The organism is Oceanobacillus sp. MO10714A, from assembly GCF_037072045.1.
Classification (GTDB): Bacteria; Bacillota; Bacilli; order Bacillales; family Amphibacillaceae; genus Oceanobacillus; species Oceanobacillus indicireducens.
Genome location: NZ_JAXHDC010000007.1, coordinates 60280 through 76687 on the forward strand (window position 1 = coordinate 60280; position 16408 = coordinate 76687).

18 protein-coding genes are annotated in these 16408 nt (G+C 40.7%); 16 read left to right on the forward strand and 2 right to left on the reverse strand.

Annotated elements, in window-relative coordinates; all coding sequences use genetic code 11:
* Positions 1–225: 225 nt before the first annotated feature.
* The 10 genes from SPD53_RS07185 (at position 226) to rsmI (ending at position 7664) form a co-directional block, all read left to right on the forward strand.
* Positions 226–1638 carry an aminotransferase class I/II-fold pyridoxal phosphate-dependent enzyme gene (locus SPD53_RS07185; RefSeq protein WP_336252100.1) on the forward strand — a complete coding sequence of 471 codons (1413 nt, stop codon included), beginning with the start codon at positions 226–228 and terminating at the stop codon, positions 1636–1638.
* Between the two features lie 21 nt (positions 1639–1659).
* On the forward strand, positions 1660–2286 hold the full coding sequence (tmk, locus tag SPD53_RS07190; protein WP_188856992.1) for a dTMP kinase: 627 nt from the start codon (positions 1660–1662) through the stop codon (positions 2284–2286).
* A gap of 17 nt (positions 2287–2303) precedes the next feature.
* Positions 2304–2633 (forward strand): cyclic-di-AMP receptor, encoded by a 330-nt coding sequence (locus SPD53_RS07195; RefSeq protein WP_156855292.1) that lies wholly within the window; start codon positions 2304–2306, stop codon positions 2631–2633.
* Between the two features lie 209 nt (positions 2634–2842).
* Complete coding sequence (locus SPD53_RS07200; protein ID WP_156855291.1) at positions 2843–3277, forward strand: YaaR family protein; 435 nt, start codon at positions 2843–2845, stop codon at positions 3275–3277.
* 185 nt (positions 3278–3462) lie between these two features.
* Positions 3463–4452: a DNA polymerase III subunit delta' gene (gene holB, locus SPD53_RS07205; RefSeq protein ID WP_156855290.1), complete on the forward strand. Its 990-nt coding sequence runs from the start codon at positions 3463–3465 to the stop codon at positions 4450–4452.
* A 10-nt stretch (positions 4453–4462) separates the two neighbouring features.
* A complete protein-coding gene (locus SPD53_RS07210; protein ID WP_156855289.1) occupies positions 4463–5287 on the forward strand; it encodes a PSP1 domain-containing protein in 825 nt (274 codons plus the stop codon).
* Between the two features lie 17 nt (positions 5288–5304).
* The gene (gene yabA / locus SPD53_RS07215) at positions 5305–5661 is read left to right on the forward strand and encodes a DNA replication initiation control protein YabA (RefSeq protein ID WP_156855288.1); all 357 of its coding nucleotides are present in this window, start codon (positions 5305–5307) and stop codon (positions 5659–5661) included.
* A 125-nt stretch (positions 5662–5786) separates the two neighbouring features.
* Positions 5787–6527, forward strand: a complete 741-nt coding sequence (locus tag SPD53_RS07220; RefSeq protein WP_336252101.1) for a tRNA1(Val) (adenine(37)-N6)-methyltransferase — start codon at positions 5787–5789, stop codon at positions 6525–6527.
* A complete protein-coding gene (locus SPD53_RS07225; RefSeq protein WP_336252102.1) occupies positions 6520–6792 on the forward strand; it encodes a GIY-YIG nuclease family protein in 273 nt (90 codons plus the stop codon). The genes SPD53_RS07220 and SPD53_RS07225 overlap by 8 nt, the downstream gene beginning before the upstream one ends.
* Entirely contained in the window at positions 6789–7664 is an 876-nt protein-coding gene (gene rsmI, locus SPD53_RS07230; RefSeq protein WP_336252103.1) for a 16S rRNA (cytidine(1402)-2'-O)-methyltransferase, read from the forward strand. The genes SPD53_RS07225 and rsmI overlap by 4 nt, the downstream gene beginning before the upstream one ends.
* 93 nt (positions 7665–7757) lie before the next feature.
* Here the strand turns inward: rsmI and SPD53_RS07235 are convergent, their stop codons facing one another.
* Positions 7758–8036: an AbrB/MazE/SpoVT family DNA-binding domain-containing protein gene (locus SPD53_RS07235; RefSeq protein WP_156855284.1), complete on the reverse strand. Its 279-nt coding sequence runs from the start codon at positions 8034–8036 to the stop codon at positions 7758–7760.
* Positions 8037–8545: 509 nt separating this feature from the next.
* Between SPD53_RS07235 and metG the strand changes: the two genes are divergently transcribed.
* Together metG and SPD53_RS07245 are read left to right on the forward strand one after the other, a co-directional pair.
* Complete coding sequence (metG, locus tag SPD53_RS07240; protein WP_336252104.1) at positions 8546–10549, forward strand: methionine--tRNA ligase; 2004 nt, start codon at positions 8546–8548, stop codon at positions 10547–10549.
* A gap of 69 nt (positions 10550–10618) precedes the next feature.
* A complete protein-coding gene (locus SPD53_RS07245) occupies positions 10619–11392 on the forward strand; it encodes a TatD family hydrolase (protein ID WP_336252105.1) in 774 nt (257 codons plus the stop codon).
* Between the two features lie 202 nt (positions 11393–11594).
* Here SPD53_RS07245 and SPD53_RS07250 read toward each other — a convergent pair whose 3' ends face one another.
* Positions 11595–12245 (reverse strand): LysR family transcriptional regulator substrate-binding protein, encoded by a 651-nt coding sequence (locus SPD53_RS07250; protein ID WP_336252106.1) that lies wholly within the window; start codon positions 12243–12245, stop codon positions 11595–11597.
* A 220-nt stretch (positions 12246–12465) separates the two neighbouring features.
* Here SPD53_RS07250 and SPD53_RS07255 point away from each other — a divergent pair, with 220 nt between their 5' ends.
* The 4 genes from SPD53_RS07255 (at position 12466) to rnmV (ending at position 16407) form a co-directional block, all read left to right on the forward strand.
* Positions 12466–13305, forward strand: coding sequence for a YitT family protein (locus SPD53_RS07255; protein ID WP_336252107.1), 840 nt, complete (start codon positions 12466–12468; stop codon positions 13303–13305).
* A 24-nt stretch (positions 13306–13329) separates the two neighbouring features.
* Complete coding sequence (locus SPD53_RS07260; protein ID WP_336252108.1) at positions 13330–14094, forward strand: TIGR01457 family HAD-type hydrolase; 765 nt, start codon at positions 13330–13332, stop codon at positions 14092–14094.
* Positions 14095–14561: 467 nt separating this feature from the next.
* Complete coding sequence (locus SPD53_RS07265; RefSeq protein ID WP_336252109.1) at positions 14562–15776, forward strand: ubiquitin-like domain-containing protein; 1215 nt, start codon at positions 14562–14564, stop codon at positions 15774–15776.
* Between the two features lie 73 nt (positions 15777–15849).
* Entirely contained in the window at positions 15850–16407 is a 558-nt protein-coding gene (rnmV, locus tag SPD53_RS07270; protein WP_336252110.1) for a ribonuclease M5, read from the forward strand.
* Position 16408 lies beyond the last annotated feature (1 nt).

The following is a 16408-nucleotide window of genomic DNA, read 5'->3' on the forward strand; positions in this document are numbered from 1 at the left end:
TAAAAGGGGTCTTTTCGTTGTTGTGCGGGATTTTCTTCTACTATGAACAATATCTCATTTTCCAACAGCTCCGTTTGAATAAATGTACTGTAAATTTGCAAATGCCGAAGTTAACAACTCAAATGCTGAGGTTCACAAATGGGAGGGGTCCTGGGACGACTGAGCACCCTCCCGCCCAGCCAAGCTCTATGTTAAACTATACCTAACAGGAGGAGGTACCCATCAATGAAGCAAAAAAACATTCCAATTCTACATATGCTGGAAGAATTCACCGAAACCAACCCACTTTCCTTCCATGTGCCTGGCCATAAAAATGGTGCAATATTTCCGGAACAAGCGCAGACATATTATGGGCACATTTTGAAGCTTGATGTGACTGAGCTTCCAGGCCTCGATGACTTGCACGCGCCTCAAGAAGCAATTGCTGAAGCAGAAGAGCTCGCAACTGAGTTTTTCCAAACTGATCATACCTTCTTCTTGATCAATGGGAGTACGGTAGGCAATCTTGCCATGATTCTCGCAACCTGTAAGCAAGGAGAGAAGGTCATTGTCCAGCGCAACTGTCATAAATCCATCATGAATGGCCTCGAACTCGCTGGTGCGCATCCAATTTTTATCGCACCGGAATACGACTCAGAAGTTCATAGGTTCACAAGTCCAGCATACGAAACACTCGCGGACACACTTGCTGAACATCCAGATGCAAAAGCTGTTATTCTGATGTACCCAGACTACTTTGGACGGACGTATGATATAAAAGCAATGATTGAACTCGCTCATAAAAATAACACCCTTGTTCTTGTTGATGAAGCACATGGAGTCCATTTTAGTCTAGGAAATCCGTTTCCGTCTACCGCCTTAAAATTTGGTGCGGACGTTGTTGTACACTCCGCTCATAAAATGGCTCCAGCAATGACAATGGCTTCTTATTTACATATAAATTCAACACGTGTCACGAAAGAAAGCCTAGCTTACAGATTACAAATGCTTCAATCAAGCAGCCCATCTTATCCGCTTATGGCTTCTTTAGATATCGCGCGCTATTTTCTTGCCAATCAGACGGAAGAAACGATTCAGAAAGCACTTACTGACGCGGAAGAAATCAGAGCACTATTCGCAGCCGAAACATTCGACAAATGGGAAATTATCTCATCCAACGATCCATTAAAATTAACAATTCAGCTGAAAGATGGGTATACTGCAAAAGAGGCTGCCATGCTCTTTGAAGCGCAAGGAATATACCCGGAGCTCGTGACGGATCGGCAAATTCTTTTTATTTTCGGGCTCGCACCATTTACTGAATGGAATCGCTTGAAAAAAGTCATCCATTCTGTCAATGAAAAATTAAAAAACGAGCGAAATCATGCTACAATAGAGGTAGTAAACTTTTTTGCTAGCAAATGGCAAGAATTAGCTTTGTCCTATAGAGAGATGGAAGGATTGGAAACTAAACTCATCCCCTTAGAAGCAAGTATCGGGGAAGTTGCCGCTGAGCCAGTTATTCCTTACCCGCCGGGAATTCCTTTTATATTAAAAGGAGAAGTGGTGACCCACGAGCATATCCAAGCAATCAAACAGCTCACTGCCCGTGGTGTACGAATTCAACAGCGGAATGAAGGTATCCGTATTTTTAAGTAATAACCTGAAGGAGAAAAAGCAGTGAAGGGAAAATTCATAACGTTTGAAGGTGTGGAAGGAGCGGGAAAGACGTCCGTTCTCCACGCATTAACTGATAAATTAACAGACTTGGGCTATGAAGTTGTAGCAACAAGAGAGCCGGGTGGAATTGACATTGCGGAACAAATCCGCACGATCCTCCATGACCGTGCGAACACGAAGATGGAGGAACGCACAGAAGCATTACTCTATGCCGCCGCCCGCAGACAGCATCTGGTAGAGAAAGTCCTTCCTGCACTCGACGAAGGAAAAATTGTGCTCTGTGATCGTTTTATCGACTCAAGCCTCGCCTACCAAGGGTATGCCCGGGGCCTTGGGATGGAGGAAGTGTTCCAGATTAATCAATTTGCCATCCAGGATGTGATGCCGAACTTAACATTATTATTTGATATCGCTCCAAAAAAGGGATTAGAGCGGATTGCGGCGAATAAGAATAGAGAGAAGAACCGTTTAGATCTAGAGACAATTGCTTTCCATGAAAAAGTGTATGAAGGTTATCAATTGCTTCATGAGCAGTATCCAAACCGCATTCAAAAAATCAATGCCAACCAGGCCTTCCAAGATGTTGAGAGAAGTGCATTGGATTGTATTTTAGCTTATTTAAAATAAGAAGGGAGACTAAACCAATGAAATTAATTTTTGCTGTGCTTCAAGATAAGGATTCCACCCGTCTCGTTAATGCGCTGGCGGAAGAAGATTTCAAAACGACGAAACTTGCTTCAACAGGAGGATTTTTAAAAGAAGGTAATACGACTTTAATGATTGGTTGTAATGACGATGAAGTTGATGCAGCTCTAGATATTATTAAAGAAAATTGCTCCCAGCGTGAACAAATGGTTGCTCCAATTTCACCAATGGGAGGAAGCGCTGATTCGTATATACCGAAGCCAGTTAAAGTCGAAGTTGGTGGCGCAACCGTCTTTGTCGTGCCGATTGAATCATTTATTCAATTCTAAAGCGAACAAAGGCGCAAGCGCCTTTACAGGATAAGTCGTTTTACAAAGCCTTAAGAAGATTACTCATAGAGGCTTACTCAAGAAGTAATTCATTTGGACTTTGCTGGGCACTGGTGCTGGACGTGGCCATTGCTCGCAATTTTGTAATACAGAGGATTTTATTTTATTTTTCCTTGGAAAAGCACAAAAATGGAAGGAGTGGAGAAGGAATGAAAATCAGCCAGGAAATAAAATCGCAGACAGAAGTAAAGATCCCTAGGCCAATTCATGCGGAGACCCAGTCCTTCCAAAAATTAGTACAATCCGAATCTCAGAATTTGAAACAGCAAGAACTGCAGCAATTAATACAAAACATTTCAAAGCAAGGGGAAAAATTAGCACACTACCGCACGATGCGGGAGCTTGTTAAATTTAAACGAATGATCAAAGGATTTTTACAAGAAACAGTCTCGACCGGTTATAAATTACAACACGGACATTCGTTCAGTTTCGATGGCAGCAGCCGTAAACTGACGATTATTAAAGAGCTTGATGACAAGCTATTGGAACTCACAGAAGAAGTGATGAATCAGGAAAAGAAGACGGTAGATATCCTTGACCTTATAGGCGAAATCAAGGGTTTACTGATTAACATATATACGTAACAAAAGCGAAAGCGCCCGTTCAGCGACGTACAGATTGGACTGGTCCGCAGGAGATAAAGGAAACACAGCGACCAAAGGAAGCTGATGTTGACTTATCGACGGAGGAGCAGGAAATCTGCTAGTCGCTGGGCGCTAGAGCTAGACGTAACAAAAGCGAAAGCGCTAGATGATAAGGAAGGATACCCATGAATACTTGGTCTGAATTAACAGAAATACAGCCAATGGCAACTCAGATTCTCACAAACAGTATAGAAAAAGGCCGAATTTCTCATGCGTATCTTTTACAAGGTGAACGAGGAACTGGAAAAGAACAGATCGCCCTTGTCATGGCAAAGAGTCTATTCTGTGAAAATAGACAAGGGGCTGAGCCTTGTAACACCTGTACTAATTGTAAACGAATCACTTCTGGCAACCATCCGGACGTTCATTGGATCGAGCCAGAAGGTTTATCCATATCGAAGGAGCAGGTGCAGCATTTGCAAAAGGAATTCTCCTACTCAGGGATGGAATCCAATCAGAAGGTGTATGTTGTTAAACATGCGGACCGGATGACGGTAAATGCAGCGAACAGTCTCCTGAAGTTTTTAGAAGAACCGAGTAAACAGACGACAGCAATGATGCTTACGGAGAACAGTGGAGCGATTCTAGCAACGATTCGTTCTCGTTGTCAGGTCATTGATTTAAAACCCCTCAATCCTATCCAATTCCGGAAACAGTTGGTTACAGAAGGGATGCGGGAGCAGGATGCTACCTTGATGAGTGCTCTGACGAATAATTTGGATGATGCGTTCCAGGTTGTCCAAGACGAATGGTTTGTGGAAGCAAGAAAGCTAGTGTTACAATTAATTGAAATGCTCACCACGAATCATGAAAATGTTTATCTCTATCTCCACAGTAAATGGCTCGCACATTTTAAAGAGAGAGATGATCACGACCGAGGGCTTGATATATTACTCCTTGCCCTGCGTGACGTCCTCTATTACCATATTGGGAATGAGGATGCGATGACCGTTTTCAAACCGGCGGATGCATTACTCGAGAAGAGCTCGATGAAATTTTCACAACATCATTTATCGAAACTGCTTGATTACGTCATCCAGGCAAAACGGAAACTCTCACAAAATGTCCAGCCTACATTAGTAATGGAGCAGCTCGTACTGAAAATGAAGAGGTGAAAAAAATAGAATGATAGAAGTAATTGGTGTCCGCTTTAAAAAGGCGGGTAAAATATATTATTTTGATCCAGGGGAAGAACAGATTACACCGGATAGTTATGTAATTGTGGAAACAATTCGCGGGATCGAGTTTGGGAAAGTTGTTATTGCGAGTAAGCTGGTGGACGAGGAAGATGTTGTCCTCCCGCTCAAGAAAGTGATTCGAGTAGCGACCGATGAAGATAAACGCACCGTTGTCGAGAATCAGAAACAAGCCCAGAAAGCAATGGAAGCCTGTTCTGTAAAGGTCATAGAACATGAACTGGAGATGAATATGGTTGATGTGGAATATACATTTGACCGGAATAAAATCATCTTCTATTTCACGGCAGACGGCCGGATCGATTTCCGTAATCTTGTGAAAGACCTCGCAGCGATGTTCAAGACAAGAATCGAATTAAGGCAAATTGGTGTCCGTGACGAAGCGAAAATGCTTGGTGGTATTGGACCATGTGGACGTATGCTTTGTTGTTCGACCTTTTTAGGTGACTTTGAGCCGGTATCGATTAAAATGGCAAAAGATCAAAACTTGTCCCTTAATCCAGCGAAGATTTCCGGATTATGCGGCCGCTTGATGTGTTGCCTGAAGTATGAAAATGATCATTATGAAGAAGCTAAAAGAGAACTTCCAGACTTTGGCGAAGCGATTAAAACGCCACACGGTAAGGGCAAGGTTGTTGGTTTAAATATCCTGGAAAAACTCGTACACATAGAATTAAAAGAACAAGAACGTACGATTGAATATACATTGGATGAAATGATCGAAGAAGGAATGTTAGCGCAGGCCACAAAGTAGTGAAGAGGTGAGTGGGCGTGAATAATAGGGAAATATTTGACCAGGTTGCCGATATGGAAAAGCAAATTGGTGAACTATATGAACGACTTGGCGAATTGAAAGGGCAACTGAGTAGCGTGCTTGAAGAAAATCATCGCCTGCAAGTAGAGAATCACAATTTGCGCAATCATTTAGAGCAAACGAATCAGGAAAAAGAAAAACAGAAGCAAAACAATAAAGATGAAGATACGAAAGAATACTTACCAGGTGAAGGCCGTGACAACCTTGCAAGGCTTTACGATGAAGGTTTTCATATTTGTAATTTAGAATTTGGAAGTCCACGACAAAATGAAGATTGTATTTTTTGTCTGGATTTCTTTGCAAAGAGAAAATAACGAACTAGCTAAAACTGTCCTATTATAAAAAATAGGGCAGTTTTCTCACGAATTAACGGTCTGTAATATCCCCACTGAATGAAGTTTTCACTTTATTAAGGTGTTAGCATAGAAAGGATTCAAATATGGTAAAACTATATGGTGACGAACGACTCGATTACTTATTGGCCGATGAGTCGATGAAAATTATCCAGAGCCCAACAGCATTTGCCTTTTCACTTGATGCAGTATTGCTTGCCCATTTTGCAAGTATTCCAATCAAACGTGGGACAATCCTCGATTTATGTACGGGAAATGCCGTCATCCCTTTACTATTGTCGAAAAGGAGCAATGCGAAGATTACAGGTGTGGAAATCCAAGAACGGATTTATCAAATGGCAGAGCGAAATATCACGTTAAATAACCTTAATGAGCAGCTTTCTGTCATCCACGGCGATTTAAAGGAAATGCTGCCAGTGCTTGGTCATAGCAGTTTTGATGTAGTAACGTGTAACCCACCTTATTTCCGTTCGCCAAAAGCAACGGAGCATAACGAAAATGAATACCTCACGATTGCAAGGCACGAGGTCTATTGTACGTTAGAGGATGTTGTTAAAGCATGTAAATTACACGTCCGTCCAGGCGGAAAAGTTGCAATGGTTCACCGGCCGGGAAGACTCGTCGATATTATTGCACGCTTCCGGCAGGAAAGAATAGAACCCAAACGGATCCAGTTTGTTTATCCAAAGCATGGAAAAGAAGCGAACATGCTACTAGTCGAAGGGATTCGAGACGGGAAACCGGATATCAAACTTCTTCCTCCACTATATATTTATAATGACGATGGAAGCTATACGGAGGAAGCTAGGAGCATTATCTATGGCTAAAGCACATCTCGTTTACATGTTGAAATGTAAGGATAATACGTTATATACAGGCTATACGAACGATCTTGCCCACCGGGTCATGATGCATGAATCAGGGAAAGGGGCAAAATATACCCGAGGCCGAGGCCCCTTTGAAGTGGTACATATAGAGGAATTTCCGACAAAGGAAGAAGCATTACAACGGGAATATCAAATCAAGCAGCTCTCACGTCCTCAGAAGGAAGCGTTAATCGGGGCTAATAGAAAGAAGTGTGTGCGGAAATGATGATTCAAAAAAGCTTTGCAAATGAAATAGAAGGTGCCATTATCCTTGTTCCCACACCGATTGGGAATTTAGAGGATATTACGTACCGAGCGTTGAATACGTTAAAGACGGCGACTGTTATTGCAGCAGAGGATACGCGCAATACGAGGAAACTCCTCAATTATTTTGAAATTACTACCCCGCTTACGAGTTATCATGAATATACGAAGAAAGAAAAAATAGAAAAGCTGATCAACGAAGCGGAAAGAGGAGCCAAAATCGCTGTTGTGAGTGATGCGGGAATGCCTGCCATTTCTGATCCGGGTACAGATATTGTTGAAGCCGCATTGGAGCGTAATATTAAAGTCATTGTTTTACCAGGCGCAAACGCTGCCCTTAGTGCTCTTGTCGGTTCAGGACTTTCCACTGAAGAATTTTATTTTTATGGATTTTTGCCACGGAAGAAAAAAGAAATGGTGGAAGTACTTGAACGGTTAAGATCAATCTCAGCAACGCTCCTATTCTATGAATCCCCATTCCGGGTAAAACAAACAGTGAATGTTCTACATGAAACATTAGGAAATAGAGAAATTGCATTAGCTCGCGAACTTACGAAACGTTTTGAGGAATATATTCGTGGGACAATGGAAGAAGTGCTCGCTTGGACGGAAACAAATGAATTGAAGGGTGAGTTCGTCATCGTCGTAGAAGGAGCAAGTGAGGATGAGACAGATACTGAAGGGGACTGGTGGACAGGGCTCGATATGAAAGAGCATGTCGAACACTATATAGATAAGGAAGGATTATCGAGTAAGGAGGCAATTAAGCAAACAGCAGTAGACCGAGGAATTCCGAAGCGGGAAGTCTACCAAAACTATCATATTCAGAACTAGGAGTTACACAAAAATAAAACTGGGTGCAGATTCAACCCAGTTCATTTATTTTTAGAGCTTATGAAGGAACTTACCCCTATAGGGTAGTAATAATCAGTTAACTAAGCGGGATTCAATTTCCTTAATTAGCGCAGCGGCTCCATTTTTACTTAGGATGAGTTTGCCACCCGCGAGAAGCAAGTTATCATCGGATACTTCACCAGTAATCTGACACTCCATCCGAGATTCATATTTCCGTAAAATAATTTTGTCATCATCCACATAAATTTCAATCGGATCTTTTTCGTGGATATCCAGTGTACGTCTTAACTCGATTGGGATTACGACTCTCCCAAGCTCATCGACTTTGCGAACAATTCCAGTAGATTTCATATTTTTATCCTCCCCAGATAATGTTGGAAATGGCGCTATTTATATGTACGCTGCCAATTTCCTTGTTTTCTTTATCTAAATAATCGCAGATACTTTATATTTATCTCTATATTCTGCAATTACTGATAACTCTAGTTAAACTAAAAGAATACAAATAGCAACATCTTTACTTAGCAATAGAATAACAACATCACTAAATAATGTCAATTTTATTTCTCAAAATATTCATTAGTTAGAAAATTGATGAATCCATTTGTCGAAAACAATCTTATATTCGCGGTTTAGCCAATTATAACCAATTACAATTTTAGCTTTTTGTAATAGCCTAACTACCACGCCCAGATCCAGCACCCAGCTACTAGCAAGACTTCCTTTACCTCATGACGGGATAAAGAAGACTTGCCGATTGGCTAAGACATGAGGCTTAGCACTTTTGCGGTATTTGGCAAATTCTTATATAATCGTTACAATAGATTTTAGGTAGAAAGATACTAATGAGGAGGTTCACCATGGGTAATTCGAAAAACACCTTTTATATAACAACACCCATTTATTATCCAAGTGGAAAGCTACATATTGGTAATGCGTATTCCACAATCGCCTGTGATGTCATGGCGCGGTATAAACGAATGACCGGATATGATGTGTTCTATCTTACGGGAAGTGATGAACACGGGCAAAAAATTGAACAAAAAGCAGAAGATTTGAATGTTTCACCGCAAGCCTACGTGGACGAAATGGCAGAAGGAATGAAGAAACTTTGGAAGTTGCTTGAAATTAGCAACGATAAATTCATCCGTACAACCGAGCCAACCCATAAAAAAGTTGTACAGGATATATTTGAACGTTTCCTTGAACAAGGTGATATTTATCTTGATGAGTATGAAGGCTGGTATTCTATTCCAGATGAAACGTTCTATACGGAAACACAATTAGTCGATGTGGAATACGATGAGAACGGAAATATCGTTGCTGGAAAATCCCCGGACAGTGGACATCCAGTTGAACTGATCAAAGAGGAATCGTATTTCTTTAAAATGAGTAAGTATGCAGACCGCTTACTTGAATATTACGAAACACATCCTGAATTCATTCAACCGGAATCCCGTAAAAATGAAATGATCAATAATTTTATTAAGCCGGGACTGGAAGACTTGGCAGTATCGCGTACCGTCTTTTCTTGGGGTATCCCTGTTCCAAGCAATCCAAAACATGTCGTGTACGTATGGATTGATGCTTTAACAAACTATATTACCGCACTTGGATACGGTACGGAAAATGATAAGCTATTTAATAAATACTGGCCGGCAGATGTTCATATGGTTGGTAAAGAAATTGTCCGCTTCCATACGATTTACTGGCCAATTATGTTGATGGCCCTTGATTTACCGTTACCGAAACAAGTCTTTGCCCATGGGTGGCTATTAATGAAAGACGGGAAAATGTCGAAATCAAAAGGGAACGTCGTCTATCCAGAAATGCTTGTTGAACGCTACGGATTAGATGCGCTGCGCTATTACTTGATGCGTGAGGTTGCTTTTGGAAGTGATGGGGTCTTTACTCCAGAAGATTTCGTTTCCCGTGTCAACTTCGACCTTGCGAATGACCTAGGGAACCTACTTAATCGTACGGTCGCAATGATTAATAAATATCTGGACGGACAAGTTCCAAGCTACAAAGGGAACGTTACTGCATTTGATGAAGACTTGCAACGGACAGCGGCAGAAGCAATTGCAGATTATCAGACAGAGATGGAGAAAATGCAGTTCAGTAGTGCGCTCGCCTCTGTATGGCGTCTGATCTCCCGTGCGAATAAATATATTGATGAAACCGAGCCGTGGAAGATTGCAAAAGAGGAAGACAAACAGGCGGAACTGGCAAGTGTTATGATTCATTTGGCGGAAAGCTTGCGAATTGCTGCATCCTTGCTACAACCGTTCCTCACTCACGCACCGAAAAAGATTTTCGAACAGCTCGGGTTGAATGTTGATACAGCAGGTGATTGGAAAGACATTCAATTTGGGAACTTCCCTGAAAATGTTACAGTTATTAAAAAAGGGACACCAATATTCCCTCGTCTTGATGTAGAAGAAGAAGCGGAGTATATCCGTTCTCAAATGACTGGTGATACTGCTGAAGAAGCATGGGACCCAGAAGAAACGGAGCTTGTTTCAAGCAAAGAGAAACAGATTAAAATTGATCAATTTGACCGCGTAGAACTGAAGGTTGCGGAAGTGATCGAATGCGCTAAAGTGGAAGGCGCGGACAAGTTGCTGAAATTCCGCCTTGATGCGGGCGATAAAGCACATCGTCAGATCTTATCCGGGATTGCCGAGCACTATCCGAATCCGGAAGAATTAATAGGTAAAAAGGTAGTAATTGTCGCGAATCTGAAACCACGTAAAATGCGTGGAGAAGTGAGTCAAGGTATGATTCTTTCTGCAGAAACTGACGGGAAACTTACCGTTATTGAAGCACCTCAAGACGTACCGAATGGTTCATTAATATCGTAAACCTATAAAAAAGAATTACCCTGCCACATGGAGCAGGGTTTCTTTTCTTTATATAAAGGAGCTGAAAGAATGTTATTTGATACACATGTCCACCTAAATGCTTGGCAATTTAAAGAAGACCGCGAAGAAACGATTCAGCGTGCCTTTGATGCAGGGGTTACGCATATGACCGTTGTTGGCTTTGACCATGAAACGATTCCCCTTGCCATTGAAATAGCGGAACAGTATGAGACGATTTATGCAGCTATTGGGTGGCATCCAGTCGATGCGATTGATATGACGGATAAAGAATTAACTTGGATTGAAGAGTTATCGGAGCATCCAAAGGTTGTTGCTATCGGTGAAATGGGGCTCGATTATCACTGGGATAAATCTCCGAAAGACGTTCAAGCTGAAGTGTTTCGAAAACAGATACGACTGGCGAAAAAATTAGACATGCCGATTATTATCCATAATCGGGAAGCTACGGAAGATATTATTCAAATTCTTGAAGAAGAAAAAGCCCATACGGTTGGTGGCATTATGCACTGTTACAATGATTCCGTCCAATATGTCGACCGCTGTTTAGATATGAATTTTTATATTTCGTTAGGTGGTCCGGTCACATTTAAAAATGCCCCGCTACCGAAAGAAGTGGCAAAAGAAGTGCCTCTAGACCGCTTATTAATTGAAACCGATGCACCTTATCTCGCACCACATCCGAACCGTGGAAAGCGCAATGAACCAGCTTATGTTAAGCTTGTTGCTGAGAAAATTGCTGAGCTGCGGGGGATAACGCTTGAAGAAGTTGCTGAAGCGACAACGAAAAATGCAATTCATGTTTATAATATAGAATCAAACTAAAAAAGATGGGACGGCTGGAGATCAAGTCTTTATCACGCATTAACAGTCTGTAATACCCCCACTTCTAAACAGGAGGGAAGACCAACATATGAAGATGTGGGATATACAGTCCGTAAATCCCTGATTCTGTTCAACTAACATTCAGTGGGGAGGAAAGGAAACCCCCACTGAATGAAGTTTCACTTTATCTGTCCCAACTTATTTACTCATCATCTTGATACAACTCTATCACTTTAGAAATGAAACTTTTCGTCGCAGGTGATGCTTGGTCAGTATGTGCAATTCCGATCACCCGATATGCCTCCTTTTCAAATTCAAGTGGGATAATATGATGCCAATAATGTTTTAATACGAGTCCTGGCCGGATACTGATCCCGATATTCGCTTCAACTAGGGCAAAAATCGAATGATCGTCCGAAATTTTATATTTTACATTTGGCTCAATGTGATGTCGGTGAAATAATTCATAGATTTCATTGTCCCAGCCTACTTCCGGCTGAATCAACGGATATTCCTCCAGTTGACTCATTTTCATCTTTTTCTGTTTGTGTAAGGGGCTTGCTTCCGATACGATACAATATAGTGGGTCTCTTTTTAAAGGGATAAATTCAATATTTTTACCAGCCGGTTTTGTTGTAAAACAGCAGTCCAGTTCTCCAGCGATTACTCTATCTTCGAGCCCGTCGAAATCATCCTCAACAAATTCAATCGAAATCCCTGGATAGCTCTGTTTAAATGCTTTAAAAATCGTCGGCATCCAGTTCGTCGTAACACTTGAAAAAGTCCCGACCTTGATACAGCCTGTTTCCATTCCGACTAATGCGGCCGCTTCCTCGAACAAGATATTATTCATATTGATGTCTTGTTAAACTAATCTCAAAAACGATTACGGATTAACAGGCGGAATCCTAATTCATCTTCAGGCTTTTAATCGCATGAATTTCATACCGCTGGATCGTAACAGTAAGCCCACCATTATGAAAGTAATTAATGGTCTAGTTAATATAAATTTGTTTTGTTAATCATTCTCTGTTTAAATTAAAATTAAGTCAAGTAAAGGATGTGAGATCGTTATGAAGAAAAGAATAATAGATATTATTTTTCTTATAATAGGTTCCTTGATATTCGCTCTATCGATTAATCTTTTTGTTATACCAAATGAGCTCGGTGAAGGGGGAGTAACGGGGTTAACGATTATATTTTACTATATGTTCGAATGGTCACCCGGACTTGTTAACCTTATATTAAACTCATTTCTACTCGTCGTAGGTTACCGGTTTTTAGGAAAAACAACAACCGTTTATACGATTATTACGATATTATTCTTTTCGCTATTTTTGCATCTAACAGAGAGCTGGAATGTTGATTCAAATGAGATTATTATTAATGCGATATTTGGTGGGGTCTTTGCTGGTGTCGGGATTGGTTTAATTATTAGAGTCGGGGGTACGACTGCGGGAACGGCAATTCTTGCTAGTATCACGAATAAATATTTGGGATGGAGTATCAGTTATGGCCTGTTATTCTTTGATTTAATTGTTGTCATGGGGTCTTACTTTATCATAGGGGTAGAAAAAGTGATGTTGACCGTTCTTATGCTATACATAGGAACAAAAGTAATGGAATTCATTATTGAGGGTTTAAATCCGAAAAAAGCTGCTACAATTATAACCAAAAATCCGGATGAAATTGCCGAACAGGTAAATCTATCAATTGGTAGGGGTGTTACCGTCTTTTCTGGACATGGATATTATACGAAAGACACAAAAGAAATTCTATATATCATTATTAGCAAACAAGAAGTGATTAAATTAAAGAAAATTGTAAAGGCAACGGATAAAGATGCTTTCGTTGCAATCCATGATGTGCGGGACGTGTTTGGAGAAGGGTTTATGGATATTTCAAAGACATAATAAATGTTGGAAAGAAGGATTAGGATGTATAGAGGATATTTCATTGATTTAGATGGCACTGCTTATCGTGGAAAAGAAGTTATTCTGGAAACATTAGAGTTTGTAAAAAAACTACACGACAGAGAAATACCTTATTTGTTTTTAACTAATAATTCAACAAAGACACCACAAATGGTTGTAGAAACATTGAAGTCATTTGGCTACCCGGTTACAGAAAAACAAATTTATACATCTTCATTGGCGACTGCTCAGTATGTTTATGACCAGAACCCAAATGCAAGAATTTATATGATTGGTGAAATGGGTCTTCAATCAGCTCTGAAGGAGAAAGGGCTGACTCTTGTTGAACAAGGAGAAGAAGCCGATTATGTTGTATTTGGACTGGACCGTGAAATAAATTATGAAAAATACTTTCAAGCCTGTTTAGCAATCTATAATGGAGCAACTTTTATTGTAACGAATGGGGACTTGGCGCTTCCGACAGAACGAGGGTTAATGCCAGGAAATGGTGCGCTGGCATCTGTTATTAGTGCTTCTACAGGTATGGAACCTATTTTTATTGGAAAACCAAATAGTACGATTATGGAAAAGGCTTTAGATTTAATAGGTCTTTCAAGAAAAGATGTGGCAATGATTGGTGATAATTATTTTACGGATATTTTAGCAGGAATACACGCAGGAATTCCAACCATTTACATTGAGGGTGGCTTTTCAAAACGAGAAGATATTTTGACTTATGACGTACAGCCAACTCATGTATTAAAGGATTTATCAGAGTTTGAAATTTAGATGTGCTGTATATTCTAAAAATAACTCATCGATATAAAGGGATGGCTCCCATAATGACTTTTATAACAGGTACCCACTTCTTTATCGACGGTGGATATTCTGTCATCTAATTAAAAAGGCTGGGATTCGTTATATCTCAGTCTTTTTCCTTTAGTTCTCCTATATTTCCTCTACTAAGAAAAAACTTTGTAAAACTATGTCGGAACTCCTTTATTTCTGTTATATAAATGTAAACAATGTCTTATTTCCAGAAACATCCATCCCCTAATAAGCTAGAATTTACATGCTAAACACTATTAATCTGAATACAAAGATAATTTTGTAACCCTTGCCTCCCAACCGATTAGAGGCTATGAAATATATCCACAATCGAACTGTAATTGAATTGTAATTTGATTGTAAACGGAATAGCTTTGACTTTACATATACGTATTAATATAATCGGTTTCGTACAAGGAGGCAGGAGCATGAAAATTTTTCATAAGCTTATGCTAGCATCAAAAGCGAAAATGGTTCTTTCGAGTATTGGTGTCTTAGCACTTGTTTTATTTACGAGCTTACTAGTAGTTGAAGCAACAAAAAAAGAAGTAATCATCGTAGACAATGGAGAAGAACAAGTTGTGAACACCCACAAAAACACAGTGGCAGAACTATTTTCAGAAGTGGGAATTGCAGTTGGTGCCCATGATGAACTATCACATGAGGAAGAAGCACCAATTGAAAACGGAATGACAATCGATTATAAGACAGCAAAGCAGGTAACCGTTTCAATTGACGGCAAGCCTGAGAGTTTCTATACAACAGAAGATACTGTATTAGCATTTTTAAAACAGCAAGATCTAACCTTCTCCCAGCATGACGAGGTTTCCCATGAAGATGGTGCGTTCATTGAGGACGGTATGGAAATCGATGTGAGGCAGGCATTTGATGTTGCAGTCGTTGATGGCGGTAAGGAGCTAACCATTCCTACCACTGGTGGCACAGTAGAAGAATTGCTAGAGGAGAATGACATCGAGCTGAATGATGCTGATAAGATCAAGCCGGCTTTAGACAAAAAGGTAAAGAAGGATACGACCGTTGATATTGTTCGTGTGACAACAGAGACGGTGGAAAAAGAAGAAGCAGTTGCTTTTGAAACGGAGAAACAAGAAGATAGCATACTGCAAAAAGGGGAAGAAAAGGTCATTACCCAAGGAGAAGATGGCCAAGTTGTAAAGAAGTATAAGATTACAAAAGAAAATGGGGAAGAAGTTTCCCGGGAAATAATTGAAGAAGAAGTTACGAAAGAGAGCAAGAACCGTGTAGTAGCAATCGGTACGAAAGAGCCTGTCCAAGAAGCGGATCCAGGGCTTGTTACACTTGCTAACAAATCGGAGGAGTCACAGAGTAGCGGGAAAACGCTAACAGTTACTGCAAGTGCATTCACTGCTTCCTGTGGTGGTTGCTCGGGTGTTACGACTACTGGAATCAATTTAAAAGCCAACCCAGATCAAAAAGTAATCGCAGTGGACCCGAATGTCATTCCGCTTGGAACAAAAGTATGGGTGGAAGGCTATGGGGAAGCTGTAGCTGGAGACACTGGCGGTGCGATCCGTGGAAACCGTATTGATGTGCATGTCCCGAATCAGGGTGCAGCATATGATTGGGGAGTACGTACGGTACAAGTGAAAATCATAGACTAATACTTATTTTAGGAATTATGCTCTTCTCATGGTAAAATCATGGGAAGAGCTTTATTTACGTGGAGGGCAAGTTTTGAAGATAAAAGAAATTATCGTCGTGGAAGGTAGAGACGACACAGCTAAAATTAATCAGGCAATCCAAGCGGATACGATTGAGACGAACGGTTCAGCGGTTAATAAAGAAATCATTAACCGAATCCGTCACGCGCAAGAAAAGCGGGGCGTTATTATTTTCACCGATCCCGATTATCCCGGCCAGCGTATTCGCCACATCATAGACCAGGCCGTTCCCGGTTGTAAGCATGCATTTCTTACCCAGGACGAAGCACGGGCGAAAAATGCGCATAACAGGAGTTTGGGCATTGAACACGCTAGCCCGGAAACAATAAGAGAAGCACTCCGTAAAGTATATGAACTCACCGAAGAAACACGAGGAGAAATCACAAAAGAAGATCTTCTCATCAATCGCCTCATCGGTGTAAGAGAAGCAAGTGAACGTAGAAAACAGCTAGGAGAACATTTGAAAATTGGCCATACGAACGGGAAACAATTGTTGAAACGATTAAATCAGTTCCAGATTTCCAAAGAAGAGTTCGAAGCGGCAGTAGAAGCCATCCAGCAGGAGGATTGAC

Coding starts and splice junctions, on each gene's coding strand:
- SPD53_RS07200 (WP_156855291.1), top strand. CDS start 2,843: ATGAAAATCAGCCAGGAAATAAAATCGCAGACAGAAGTAAAGATCCCT.
- SPD53_RS07195 (WP_156855292.1), top strand. CDS start 2,304: ATGAAATTAATTTTTGCTGTGCTTCAAGATAAGGATTCCACCCGTCTC.
- SPD53_RS07265 (WP_336252109.1), top strand. CDS start 14,562: ATGAAAATTTTTCATAAGCTTATGCTAGCATCAAAAGCGAAAATGGTT.
- SPD53_RS07220 (WP_336252101.1), top strand. CDS start 5,787: ATGGTAAAACTATATGGTGACGAACGACTCGATTACTTATTGGCCGAT.
- SPD53_RS07255 (WP_336252107.1), top strand. CDS start 12,466: ATGAAGAAAAGAATAATAGATATTATTTTTCTTATAATAGGTTCCTTG.
- SPD53_RS07210 (WP_156855289.1), top strand. CDS start 4,463: ATGATAGAAGTAATTGGTGTCCGCTTTAAAAAGGCGGGTAAAATATAT.
- metG (WP_336252104.1), top strand. CDS start 8,546: ATGGGTAATTCGAAAAACACCTTTTATATAACAACACCCATTTATTAT.
- holB (WP_156855290.1), top strand. CDS start 3,463: ATGAATACTTGGTCTGAATTAACAGAAATACAGCCAATGGCAACTCAG.
- rsmI (WP_336252103.1), top strand. CDS start 6,789: ATGATGATTCAAAAAAGCTTTGCAAATGAAATAGAAGGTGCCATTATC.
- SPD53_RS07225 (WP_336252102.1), top strand. CDS start 6,520: ATGGCTAAAGCACATCTCGTTTACATGTTGAAATGTAAGGATAATACG.
- SPD53_RS07260 (WP_336252108.1), top strand. CDS start 13,330: ATGTATAGAGGATATTTCATTGATTTAGATGGCACTGCTTATCGTGGA.
- SPD53_RS07245 (WP_336252105.1), top strand. CDS start 10,619: ATGTTATTTGATACACATGTCCACCTAAATGCTTGGCAATTTAAAGAA.
- SPD53_RS07185 (WP_336252100.1), top strand. CDS start 226: ATGAAGCAAAAAAACATTCCAATTCTACATATGCTGGAAGAATTCACC.
- SPD53_RS07235 (WP_156855284.1), bottom strand. CDS start 8,036: ATGAAATCTACTGGAATTGTTCGCAAAGTCGATGAGCTTGGGAGAGTC.
- SPD53_RS07250 (WP_336252106.1), bottom strand. CDS start 12,245: ATGAATAATATCTTGTTCGAGGAAGCGGCCGCATTAGTCGGAATGGAA.